The following is a 12,248-nucleotide window of genomic DNA, read 5'->3' on the forward strand; positions in this document are numbered from 1 at the left end:
GCCCGGCACGAGCCCGGCCACCCACCGCACAACCTAAGGAGCACCTCCCGTGACCGAACGCATCGTCCTCGCCTACTCCGGCGGACTCGACACCTCCGTGGCCATCGGCTGGATCGCCGAAGCCACCGGGGCCGAGGTGATCGCCGTGGCGGTCGACGTCGGACAGGGCGGCGAGTCCCTCGAGACCATCCGCCAGCGCGCGCTGGGCTGCGGCGCCGTCGAGGCCTACGTGGCCGACGCCCGCGACGAGTTCGCCAACGAATACTGCATGCCGGCGCTCAAGGCCAATGCCCTGTACATGGACGCCTACCCGCTGGTCTCGGCGGTGTCCCGTCCGGTCATCGTCAAGCACCTCGTCGCAGCAGCGCGGGAGTTCGGCGCCACCACCGTGTCCCACGGCTGCACCGGCAAGGGCAACGACCAGGTGCGTTTCGAGGTCGGCATCCAGACCCTCGGCCCGGACCTGAAGTGCATCGCGCCGGTGCGCGACCTCGCACTGACCCGCGACAAGGCCATCGCCTTCGCCGAGGAGAAGGGCCTGCCCATCGAGACCACGAAGAAGAACCCCTTCTCGATCGACCAGAACGTCTGGGGCCGCGCCGTCGAGACCGGCTTCCTAGAGGACATCTGGAACGGTCCCACGAAGGACGTCTACGACTACACGGCTTCTCCCGAGTTCCCGCCGGCCGCGGACGAGGTCACCATCTCCTTCAAGGAGGGCATCCCCGTCGCGATCGACGGCAACCCCGTCACGCCGCTGCAGGCCATCGAGGAGCTCAACCGCCGAGCAGGCGCGCAGGGCGTGGGCCGGATCGACATCGTCGAGGACCGCCTGGTCGGTATCAAGAGCCGCGAGATCTACGAGGCCCCCGGCGCCATGGCCCTCATCGCGGCGCACCGCGAACTGGAGAACGTCACCATCGAGCGCGAGCAGGCCCGGTTCAAGAAGACCGTGGGCCAGCGCTGGACCGAACTGGTGTACGACGGCCAGTGGTTCTCGCCGCTGACGCGCTCGCTGAACGCGTTCATCGACGACACCCAGAAGTACGTGACCGGGGACATCCGCATGGACCTGCACGGTGGCCGCGCCACCGTGACGGGGCGCCGCTCGGATGTCGGCCTGTACGACTTCAACCTGGCCACCTACGATTCCGGCGACACCTTCGACCAGTCGATGGCCCGGGGCTTCATCGAGCTCTTCGGCATGTCCTCCAAGGTGGCGTCGCGCCGGGACCAGCAGGCGGGCGCCTGATGGCTCCAGCGCAGGGCGGCGGACCGCGAGCGCAGGGGACGAACGAGGGATCGCTGTGGGGCGGCCGGTTCGCCGGCGGCCCCGCGGACGCCCTCGCGGCCCTGAGCAAGTCGACGCACTTCGACTGGCGGCTCGCCACGTACGACATCGAGGGATCCCGCGCCCACGCGCGGGTGCTGCACACCGCGGGCCTCCTGGACGACGACGAGCTCAGTGGCATGCTCGACGCCCTGGACCGGCTCGACGCCGACGTGCGGTCGGGTGCCTACATGCCGGCCGAGACGGACGAGGACGTGCACGGCTCGCTGGAGCGCGGGCTGATCGAGCGGGCCGGGCCGGCCCTCGGCGGCAAGCTCCGCGCCGGGCGTTCGCGGAACGACCAGGTGGCGACCCTCGGCCGGATGTACCTGCGTGACCATGCGCGGATCATCGCCCGGGGCGTCCTGGCCACCATCAAGGCCCTCGTCGACCAGGCGGAGGCGAACCTCGAGGCGCCCATGCCCGGGCGCACCCACCTGCAGCACGCCCAGCCCGTGCTGCTCAGCCACCACCTGCTGGCCCACGCGTGGGCGCTCCTGCGGGATGTGCAGCGGCTCTCCGACTGGGACCGCCGGGCAGGGGTCTCGCCGTACGGCTCGGGCGCCCTCGCCGGGTCCTCGCTCGGCCTCGATCCCGAGGCGGTCGCCGCAGACCTCGGGTTCTTCTCGGCCACCCACAACTCGATCGACGGCACCGCGTCACGGGACGTCTACGCCGAGTTCGCCTGGGTCACGGCGATGATCGGGGTGGACCTCTCGCGCATCAGCGAGGAGGTCATCATCTGGGCCACGAAGGAGTTCTCGTTCGTGACGCTCGACGACGCCTTCTCCACCGGGTCCTCGATCATGCCGCAGAAGAAGAACCCCGACGTCGCGGAGCTGGCGCGCGGCAAGGCGGGCCGCCTCATCGGCGATCTCACCGGCCTGCTCGCGACGCTCAAGGGCATGCCGCTGGCTTACAACCGGGACCTCCAGGAGGACAAGGAGCCCGTGTTCGACGCCGTCGACACCCTCGAGGTGCTGCTGCCGGCCGTCTCCGGGATGATCGCCACGCTCGTGTTCAACACCGAGCGGATGGCCTCGCTCGCGCCGCAGGGCTTCGCCCTGGCCACGGACATCGCGGAGTGGCTCGTCCGTCAGGGCGTGCCCTTCCGCGAGGCCCACGAGCTGTCGGGTGCGGCCGTGCGCGTCGCGGAGTCACGCGGCGTCGAGCTCTGGGATCTCACCGACCACGAGTTCGCCGGGATCTCGGACCACCTCACCCCGGCGGTCCGCGAGGTGCTCACGGTCGAGGGCTCGCTCGCGAGCCGCGACGCGCAGGGCGGCACGGCGCCGTCCGCCGTCCGGCGTCAGCTCGAGGCGCTGGCGGCGGAGCTCGACGCTGTGGGGGCGTACGCCGCTGGCTGACCCGGCTGAGGACGCCGCGCCGCCCCGGTGCGCGGCGTCCGCCGGGTTACGGACCCTCCGCTGCTACGCCTGCCGCGAAGTCCTTTGACTGGGGTGCGTGCCCGGCGCATCGTGTGATCATGCAGCCGTCCGGTCCGGCACCGCAGCAGCGGGCCACCCTCAGAGAATTCTTTCCCTACCTCCGCGGGCACGTCCGCGTGCTGGTCCTCGTGGCCGTGGTATCCCTCGTGTCCACCGGCCTGTCCATCGCCCAGCCGCTCATGGTCCAGCAGCTCGTCAACGCGGTGTCGGCCAACGAGCCCGCAACGATCTTCGTGTGGTTCCTCGTGGGTATCACGCTCGGCGGGGCCGTGTTCGGCGCAGCGCAGTCCTACCTCCTGCAGCGCACCGCGGAGTCCGTGGTGCTCGGTGTGCGCCGGTCACTCGTGGGCCAGCTGTTGGCCCTGCCCGTGCGGGAGTTCGACCGGCGTCGCGTCGGCGACCTCATGTCCCGCGTGGGCTCGGACACCACCCTGATGCGCAGCGTCATCACCTCGGGCCTGTTCGAGATCGTCTCCTCGGTCCTGATGTTCTGCGCAGCCGTCGTCCTGATGGTCCTGATCGACCCGCTGCTCTTCGGCATCACGCTCACCGCCGTCCTGCTCGGGGCCGGCGGTGTGCTGTTCCTGGGGCGTCTGATCCGCAAGCGCAGCCGCGACGTCCAGGACGCCGTGGGGTCCATGACGGCGGCCGTGGAGCGGGGCCTGTCCGGGATCCGCACCATCAAGGCGTCGGTGGCGGAGGAGCGCGAGGCGGCCGTGATCGACGTCGAGGCCACCAGTGCATTCCGCGCGGGCATCGCGATGGCGAAGCTGCAGGCGGCGGTCCAGCCAATCATGTCGATCTGCATCCAGGGCGCGTTCATCGTGGTGCTGGCCGTCGGCGGCATCCGGGTGGCAGCCGGCGAGCTGCAGCTGGGCGACCTCATCGCCTTCATCCTCTACCTGTTCCTCCTGGTCATGCCGATCGGCTCGGCGATGAGCGCGTTCGTCCAGATCCAGTCCGGGCTCGCCGCACTGGATCGGATCCAGGAGATCGCCCGGCTCGAGCCCGAACGCGCGGACGAGGCAGGCACCGTCGCCGCCGGTGCAACGACAGCAGCACGCCCCGCCGCGCCCGTCGGCGCCCTGGAGCTGAGGAACGTCAGCTTCCACTACGCGGAGGCCGACGACGGCGCAGGTACAGATACCTCTCCCACCGTCACCGCTGACGGTGCAACCGGTACGGGTGGTGCCACAGCCGACGACGGCGCCGTCAGCCGCGACAGCAGTCCCCTCGAAGGGCCTCCACGGAGCGGCCCGGATGTCGAGGGCCCGCGCGAACCGCTCCGTCCCGTGCTCGACGGCGTGAGCTTCACCGTGCCGGCCGGCAGCAGGACCGCGCTCGTGGGCCCCTCGGGTGCCGGGAAGTCCACGGTGCTCGCCCTGCTCGAGCGGTTCTACGAGCCCACAGATGGCAGCATCACCTTCGACGGCGTCGCGCTCCCGGCCGTTCCCCGGTCCGAGCTCCGGTCGCGGATCGGCCTCGTGGAGCAGGAGGCCCCGGTCCTCAGCGGCACGCTCGCGGATAATCTGCGGCTTGCCGCACCGGACGCGACGGACGAGCAGCTCCGCCGGGTCCTGACGTCGGTGGGTCTCGATGCCCTGGGCGACAGGTCCGAGGACGGTCTCCATCTCAACCTGGGTGAGGACGGCATCCGCCTCTCCGGCGGCCAGCGTCAGCGCCTCGCCTGGGCCCGGGTGATCCTCGCGGACCGGCCTGTGCTGCTCATGGACGAGCCCACCTCGGCCGTCGACTCCAGGACCGAGCAGTTGCTGCAGCAGACCCTGGGGGAGGCGTCCCGGGACCGCACGGTCGTCGTCGTCGCCCACCGGCTCTCGACGGTCGCGGACTTCGACCAGATCGTGGTCCTCGACCAGGGGCGCGTCTCCGCCGTCGGGACCCACGAGGACCTCCTGCGCACCAGCGAGCTGTACCGGGACATGGCGGCGCGTCAGCTGCTCGTGTCACCGGCCGGGTCCCCGGCCCGCACGTCCGTCTAGACGACCGGTCGCCCCGCCTCCCGGTCGAGGAGCCGCTGTTTGACGCCGAGGCCCCAACGGAAACCGCCGAGACTCCCGTCCGTGCGGATGATGCGGTGGCAGGGGACGAACAGTGCTGCGGCGTTCTTGGCACAGGCCCCCGCCGCGGCGCGGACGGCCGTCGGGTTGCCGGCGCGTTCCGCGTACTGGAGGTAGGTGACGGGTGCTCCGGGCTCCACCGCCCGCAGGACGTCCCAGGCGTGGGAGCGGAACGGGCCCGAGACCTGCCGCACCGTGACCGTGCGGGAGGCCTCGAAGTCGCCGTCGTAGTACCGCGCCACGGCGTCGAGGGCCGGCGCAGCGTTCGACGCCGCGCGGTCGAAGCTGGCGGTTCGGAGGCTCGAATGGATCTGCCCGATCAGTTCGGCTGCCCGATCGGTCCATCCCGAGGCGAGCACGGCGCCCTCGGCCTCGATGACCGTGAACGCTCCGTCCGGGGTGTCGATCGTGGTGGTCGTCGAGCCGCGCAAAATCACGGGCCCCGGGTAGTCGATCGCTTCGGGTGCTGTCACGGCTGACATGGGGGTGCTCCATTCGACGACGGGGGAGTGGGGGAGAAGAGGGATCCTGGGGAGCTCGCGTATCGGGGGTAGGGGGTGACGCTCATCGGATGCCGGCTCTCGCGGGCTCGGTCCGCTGCGCCGCTGCGCTCCAGAGATGCACCGTGGCGTAGGAGCGCCAGGGCCGCACCGTCTCCATCGCGGCATCCACCGTGGCGCCTATCGAGGCGTCCAGCGTGGCAGACGGATCCTGGTCGGTGGCCCGTCTCCACCCGGCTCGGACGGCGGCGTCGGCGGAGAGGTGGACGTCCGGGTGGCCGAGTACGCGCATCACCACGTAGTCGGCCGTCCACGGCCCGATGCCGTCCACCGCGAGCAACGCCGCCCGGAGAGCTGCGGGCTCCGCCTCGATGCCGACGCCCAGGGAGCCGTCCGCCAGCAGGCGGGCGACGTTCCGGAGCGTCGCGTCGCGGCGGCGCGGGCCCGGCAGGAGCGGCTCGGCGGCGTCGGCGAGCTCCCCGGCCGTGGGGAACATGCGCGTCAGGGCGGTGCCGGGTAGCTCGATCGACGGGCTGCCGGCGGCGAGACGTCCGAGCGCCGTCGTCGCCGATGCCACGGTGATCTGCTGGCCGACGATCGCGCGGACCAGGGTCTCGTCGGGATCCACCGATCCGGGCAGGCGCATCCCCGGGTGCGCGGACACGAGCCGTGCGAAGGTCCTGTCCCGGCTGAGGGCGGCGTCGATCGCGTAGGGGTCGGCGTCGAGGTCGAACAGCCGCCGGATGCGCGTGAGCAGCGTGGGAAGGTCCGCGAGGCGGGCGACGGACACCGTCACCGGCAGCACGCCACGGCCGTCGGCGCGGGACTCCACCGACGTGGCCCTGAACCAGGCAGGCCCGGCGGGCAGCCGGAGCGCCCGCTCATAGCTCCTCGTCGTTCCCTCCTCCACGCCCTCGACGGCGCGGGCGGCGAGGAACCGGAAGATGTCCGGATCGAAGGGCAGCCGCACCGGCAGGAACAGCGAGAGGCGCACGGCACGGGCGTCCGGACCGACGACGCCCTCGGACGCCTCCGTCGCGGCCCTCGACGCGCTGCGCACCTGCCCCGGAGTGAGGTCGAAAACCTCCTGCACGGTGTCGTTGAACTGGCGGATGCTGCCGAATCCGGCGGCGAACGCGACGTCCGCGAAACGCAGGGACGAACCGGTCAAGAGGGTTCGGGCCGTCTGTGCCCGGTGCGCCCGCGCGAGCGAGAGGGCTCCTGCGCCGAGTTCCTCGCGCAGGATCCGGTTGAGGTGGCGCGGGGAGTAGCCGAGCCGGGCCGCGAGCCCGGACACCCCCGTCCGCTCCACCTCCCCGTCGGCGATCAGCCGCATGGCGCGGGCCGCGGCGTCGCTGCGCAGGTTCCACGCGGGGTCACCGGGCACGGCCTCCGGCAGGCATCGCTTGCAGGCCCGGTACCCGGCGTCGTGCGCTGCCGCGGACGTGCGGTAGAAGCGGACGTTGTCCGGTTTCGGGGTGCGCGCGGGGCAGGAGGGCCGGCAGTAGATGCCGGTGGTGGACACAGCGGTGACGAACTGGCCGTCGAAGCGTGGGTCGCGCGCATCGATCGCGCTGTACCGCTGCCAGAAGTCCATGCCGCCATCCTGCCACCGCCGCTCCTCCCCCTCTAGCGGGAAACGGACACGGCAGTGGCAGGCCCGCCGCCGGAGCGCGCACCGCTGCTCGTCGCTATCGTCGGAGGATGATCGACCCCCGCGAGACCCCCGACAGCACGGACAGCACGGACAGCACGGCCACGCGGCGCCTCCTGAGTGGGAGCGCCCTCGAGGTCGCCCCCTCGCTCCTCGGTGCCCACCTCACACACCAGGACGACGACGCCGGCCCCGTGACCGTGCGGATCACCGAGGTCGAGGCGTACCTCGGCCCCGACGATCCCGGTTCGCACGCCTTCCGGGGGAAGACCGCCCGGAACGCGACGATGTTCGGCGCCGCGGGCCACCTGTACGTCTACTTCACCTACGGCATGCACTACTGCGCGAACATCGTGTGCGGCACCGAGGGGTGGGCCACGGGGCTCCTGCTTCGCGCCGGCGAGATCACCGAGGGCGTCGATCTCGCGCGCGAGCGGCGGTCCCGGCCGGCCACGGATCTCGATCTCGCCAGGGGACCCGCCCGTCTCGCGCAGGCGCTCGGCTTGGACCGCAGGGTCGACGGCGCCGATGCGCTGGCCGCACCCTTCCGGCTCGTCCTGCCGCCCGTGCCGGCGGCCGATGTCAGCAGGGGCCCGCGCGTCGGGGTGAGCGGTGTCGCGGGAACTGCACAGTACCCGTGGCGCTTCTGGCTACCGGGCGAGCCCACGGTGTCCCGCTTCCGGCCCGGCAGGATGCCGCCGGCGCCGTAAGGTTGACCCGTGACAACGAGCAACGCCCCGACCCACCCGACGGCCGACGCGATCGAGCAGGCGCGGACCGCGATCGACCGCCTCGCCGCTGTCGTCCCCGATTTCCCCTCACCGGGCATCGCCTTCCAGGACCTCACACCGGTCTTCGCCGACGCGCACGCGTTCAAGGCCGTCGTCGACGCCGTCGCGTTGCCCTTCGCCGGATCGTTCGACGTCGTCGCCGGGGTGGAGGCACGGGGCTTCCTCCTGGCGGCCGGCGTCGCCTACGCCACCGGCACCGGTGTGGTGACCATCCGCAAGGCCGGCAAGCTGCCCCGGGCGGTGTTCCGTGAGTCCTACGACCTCGAGTACGGCCAGGCCGTCCTCGAGCTCCACCAGGCGGATCTGGCAGCCGGCACCCGTGTCCTCGTGCTCGACGACGTCCTCGCGACGGGCGGAACGCTGGTCGCGGCATGCGCGTTGCTGGAAAGGGCGGGAGCCGTCGTCGTCGGGTGCGGTGTGGTCCTCGAACTGGACGAGCTCGGCGGACGGGCCGCCCTGGCCGGGCGGAGCGTCCGGACCGTGCACCACGTGGGGTCCCCGGCGCGCTAGAATCGACGGTCGGCCCGCGAGAGAAGGAAGGTGCCCATGCCCGAGACGCCGCAGGCGAGGATCGAGCTGGACAACGAGCGCGAGTACGTCGACGCCCTCTACCGCCGGCTGGACGAGCTGAGAGCCGAGAAGGCGCAGCAACTGGCGGAGGTCCGCCGCACGCAGTCCTCGGGCTCGCACCAGAACCGCTCCGAACGTGACGCCTTCGCCACCATGTACGAGGACCGCTTGGCGCAGCTGAACGCGGTCGACGACCGCCTGGTGTTCGGCAGGCTCGACCTCGACACAGGGGACAAGCGCTACATCGGCCGCATCGGGCTCTCGGACGACTCCCTGCGACAGCTCATGGTGGACTGGCGGGCACCGGAGGCCGGTACCTTCTACCAGGCCACGGCCTTCGAGCGCATGGGCGTACGACGGCGTCGCCACCTCATCCTGTCCCGGCGCGACGTCGTCGCGATCGAGGACGACGTCCTCGACGCCGACCTCCTCGGTGACGAGGAGTCCCTGCAGGGCGAAGGCGCCCTGCTCGCGGCCCTCAACACGCGACGCACGGGGCAGATGTCGGACATCGTCGGCACCATCCAGGCCGAACAGGACCGCATCATCCGGGCACCTCTGCCCGGAGTCACCGTGGTGCAGGGCGGCCCGGGCACCGGCAAGACCGCCGTGGCGCTGCACCGCGCCGCCTATCTCCTCTACACGCACCGCGACCGCCTGAAGTCGGCGGGCGTGCTGCTCGTCGGTCCCACCGATGCCTTCATGCGGTACATCGAGCGCGTGCTCCCCTCCCTGGGTGAGACCGGCGTCGTGATGGCCGGTATCGGCACGCTCATGCCGGGGATCACCACCGTGCAGGAGTCGTCCGAGCAGGCCGCAGCGCTCAAGGGGCGGCTCGAGATGGCCGAGGTTCTGCGCCGTGCCGTGGCGAACCGGCAGCGCGTCCCCGCGGAGAACCAGCGCCTCAACGTCGAGGGGACGCTCCTCACGCTGACGCCCAAGCAGGTGGGCCGCGCGCGCGAGCGGGCCCGTGCCACGGGCAAGCCGCACAACGAGGCGCGCATGACCTTCGTCAAGATCCTGCTGCGCGAACTCACCGAGCAGCTCCTCGAGAAGCTCGAGGAGTCCTCGGGCGGCGGCAACAACGCGGACCGCTCGTACCTCGCCGAGGACGTCCGCAGTGCCCGCGACGTGCGCGTCGCCCTGAACCTGGCGTGGATGCCGCTCACACCGCAGAAACTCGTGGCGGAGCTCCTGTCCCGCCCCGGGCAGCTGCGCGCCGCAGCACCGGACCTCGACGATGCGCAGATCCGCTCGATGACGCGTGCCGTCGACGCGCCCTGGACCGAGGCGGACGTCCCGCTCCTCGACGAGGCCGCCGAGCTGCTCGGCGACCTCGACGCCTCCGCGGGCCGCGACGGTGCGGCGCGGGAGCAGGAGATGAAGCGCGATCTCGCCAACGCCGAGCGCACGCTCGAGAACGTCAACGCGTCCCTCATGGACTCCGGGGTGGACGGCGTCCTGACCGCGGAGGAGCTGGCGCAGGCGAACACGGTGTCCGCCACGCGGCTGTCCGCGGCGGATCGCGCGGCGACCGACCGCACCTGGGCCTACGGGCACATCGTGGTCGACGAGGCGCAGGAGCTGTCCGCCATGCAGTGGAGGCTCCTGATGCGGCGCTGCCCGCTGAAGTCCTTCACGATCGTGGGCGACATCGCCCAGACGAGTTCCGCGGCGGGATCGAGTTCCTGGCAGCAGGCCCTGCAGCCCTTCGTCGGGGACCGCTGGCAGCTCGAGGAGCTGACCGTCAATTACCGCACGCCCTCGCAGATCGCGGAGGCCGCCGTCCGCATGGCCAATGCGGCCGGGCTGGTCGTGTCCGCGCCGAAGGCGGTCCGCGAGGGTCGGTTCGCCCCGGTGCTGGACACCGTGCCGGAGCTCCTGCCCGCACTCGTCGCGGCCCTGCGGGAGGAACTGGCGGTCGTGGACGGCGGACTCCTCGCCGTGATCGCCCCGGACCACCTGTTGACGGGCGTCCGTCAGGCACTCGCGGCGACGTACGGTCCCCGCGTCGGCTCCGGTGCCGGCGGCCCCAGCCAGGACATCGTGGTGATCAGTCCGCGCGAGTCCAAGGGACTCGAGTTCGACGGCGTGGTCATCCTCGAGCCGCAGGACATGATGGATTCGGCGACGGCCCGCGTCGGTGACCTCTACGTGGCGATGACGCGCCCCACCCAGCGGCTCCGCGTCATCTCCACCGGCCGAATTCCCGCGGGTATCGCCGACTGATAATTTGGGACGGTGTCCCAGCAAACAGAACGTCCGGTCAGCGGCCTCTCCGGCCAACAGAACGACCCCTCCTTCGACACCGTGTACGACGAGCTGCTGTGGCGCGGCCTCGTCCACGTGTCGACGGACGAGACGGAGCTGCGCGAGCTCCTCGCCGGCGCGCCCATCACCTTCTACTGCGGCTTCGATCCGACGGCGCCGAGCCTGCACCTCGGCAACCTCGTCCAGCTCCTGACCATGCGACGCCTTCAGCTCGCCGGGCACCGTCCGCTGGGTCTTGTCGGCGGCTCCACGGGTCTGGTCGGCGATCCGCGGCCGACGGCGGAGCGCACCATGAACACGAAGGAGACCGTGGCCGAGTGGGTCGGCTACCTCCAGGGGCAGGTCCAGCGCTTCCTCGACTTCGAGGGGGAGAACCCGGCGCGCATGGTGAACAACCTCGACTGGACCGGGCCCATGAGTGTCATCGACTTCCTGCGCGACGTCGGCAAGCACTTCCGCGTGGGCACGATGATCAAGAAGGAGGCCGTCGCCAAGCGGTTGAACTCCGACGAGGGCATCAGCTACTCCGAGTTCAGCTACCAGATCCTGCAGGGCATGGACTACCTGCAGCTGTTCCGCGAGTACGACTGCGTGCTCCAGACCGGTGGGTCCGACCAGTGGGGGAACCTCACCAGTGGCACCGAGCTGGTGCGCAAGGTGGAGGGGAAGGGCGTCCATGCCATCGGCACGCCCCTCATCACCAACTCGGACGGCACGAAGTTCGGCAAGAGCGAGGGCAACGCCGTCTGGCTCGATCCCGCGATGACGAGCCCCTACGCCATGTTCCAGTTCTGGCTCAACACCAGCGACACCGATGTGGTGGAGCGCCTGAAGATCTTCACCTTCCGCTCACGGACCGACATCGAGCAGTTGGAGCGGGCGACCACGGAACGTCCGCATGCGCGCGAGGCGCAGCGGGCCCTGGCGTACGACGTCACCTCTCTCGTGCACGGGGTCGACGCCACCGAGAAGGTCATCGCCGCGTCGGCCGCCCTGTTCGGGCAGGGCGACCTGTCATCCCTCGACCTCGTGACCCTGCAGGCGGCGACGGCGGAACTGACCGCGGTCACGGCGCCGAAGGATGCGCTGGGGATCGTGGACCTGCTGGTGACGTCGGGACTCGCAACGAGCAACTCCGGTGCCCGGCGCACCGTCGCCGAGGGCGGCGCCTACGTCAACAACGTGAAGATCACCGACGCCGATCATGTCGTGGGGAAGCATGAACTGCTCCACGGGCGGTACCTCCTGGTGCGGCGCGGGAAGCGCAACCTCGCGATGGTCGACGCCGGCTGAGCCGGGCGGGAGCGCCGAGCAGGGGCGGGATCCCCGTCGATTTGGCGCTACCGTCCGTCAGACCCTATAGTTATGGAGTTGCCCCGATGAGGGCGACAAACCCCCCAACTGATCGAGAACGGCCCGGATGCGCTGTGCGCATCGAGGCAACGTGACGGTCCTCCGGAAGCGGAAATCCACGGAACAGTGCGGATTTGCGGAACTCGGAGCGGTGCGGGTAAGCTTCAAAAGTTGCTCCGGAGCGATGACATGACGGTTTGGTTGTGTTTGGTGCCGGTTGCTCCTGTTGTTTGAGAACTCAATAGTGTGCCAA

Annotated in this window: 9 protein-coding genes; 7 read left to right on the plus strand and 2 right to left on the minus strand. The window is 70.9% G+C overall.

Features of this window, described 5'->3' with window-relative positions; all coding sequences use genetic code 11:
• The first annotated feature begins 49 nt into the window (after positions 1 to 49).
• The 3 genes from AC4D12_RS15320 to AC4D12_RS15330 all read left to right on the plus strand — a co-directional run bounded on the left by AC4D12_RS15320 (position 50) and on the right by AC4D12_RS15330 (position 4,778).
• A complete protein-coding gene (locus AC4D12_RS15320; RefSeq protein ID WP_490950812.1) occupies positions 50 to 1,252 on the plus strand; it encodes an argininosuccinate synthase in 1,203 nt (400 codons plus the stop codon).
• Positions 1,252 to 2,697 (plus strand): argininosuccinate lyase, encoded by a 1,446-nt coding sequence (gene argH / locus AC4D12_RS15325; protein WP_490950813.1) that lies wholly within the window; start codon positions 1,252 to 1,254, stop codon positions 2,695 to 2,697. Before AC4D12_RS15320 ends, argH begins: the two co-directional genes overlap by 1 nt.
• Before the next feature lie 119 nt (positions 2,698 to 2,816).
• The gene (locus AC4D12_RS15330) at positions 2,817 to 4,778 is read left to right on the plus strand and encodes an ABC transporter ATP-binding protein (RefSeq protein WP_490950814.1); all 1,962 of its coding nucleotides are present in this window, start codon (positions 2,817 to 2,819) and stop codon (positions 4,776 to 4,778) included.
• Here the strand turns inward: AC4D12_RS15330 and AC4D12_RS15335 are convergent.
• On the minus strand, positions 4,775 to 5,338 hold the full coding sequence (locus AC4D12_RS15335; RefSeq protein WP_490950815.1) for a methylated-DNA--[protein]-cysteine S-methyltransferase: 564 nt from the start codon (positions 5,336 to 5,338) through the stop codon (positions 4,775 to 4,777). The two genes, AC4D12_RS15330 and AC4D12_RS15335, sit on opposite strands and share 4 nt — an antisense overlap.
• A gap of 82 nt (positions 5,339 to 5,420) precedes the next feature.
• Positions 5,421 to 6,953 carry a DNA-3-methyladenine glycosylase 2 family protein gene (locus AC4D12_RS15340; RefSeq protein WP_490950816.1) on the minus strand — a complete coding sequence of 511 codons (1,533 nt, stop codon included), beginning with the start codon at positions 6,951 to 6,953 and terminating at the stop codon, positions 5,421 to 5,423.
• 107 nt (positions 6,954 to 7,060) lie between these two features.
• On the opposite strand from AC4D12_RS15340, the gene AC4D12_RS15345 reads away from it, so the two are divergent.
• The 4 genes from AC4D12_RS15345 to tyrS are packed head-to-tail and all read left to right on the plus strand — an operon-like array spanning position 7,061 to position 11,935.
• Complete coding sequence (locus AC4D12_RS15345; protein ID WP_490950817.1) at positions 7,061 to 7,720, plus strand: DNA-3-methyladenine glycosylase; 660 nt, start codon at positions 7,061 to 7,063, stop codon at positions 7,718 to 7,720.
• Positions 7,721 to 7,771: 51 nt separating this feature from the next.
• On the plus strand, positions 7,772 to 8,311 hold the full coding sequence (locus AC4D12_RS15350) for an adenine phosphoribosyltransferase (RefSeq protein ID WP_490950830.1): 540 nt from the start codon (positions 7,772 to 7,774) through the stop codon (positions 8,309 to 8,311).
• A 36-nt stretch (positions 8,312 to 8,347) separates the two neighbouring features.
• Positions 8,348 to 10,600, plus strand: coding sequence for a HelD family protein (locus AC4D12_RS15355; RefSeq protein WP_490950818.1), 2,253 nt, complete (start codon positions 8,348 to 8,350; stop codon positions 10,598 to 10,600).
• 12 nt (positions 10,601 to 10,612) lie between these two features.
• Complete coding sequence (gene tyrS / locus AC4D12_RS15360; RefSeq protein WP_490950819.1) at positions 10,613 to 11,935, plus strand: tyrosine--tRNA ligase; 1,323 nt, start codon at positions 10,613 to 10,615, stop codon at positions 11,933 to 11,935.
• Positions 11,936 to 12,248 lie beyond the last annotated feature (313 nt).

This window comes from Arthrobacter sp. TJ-266, from assembly GCF_058269115.1.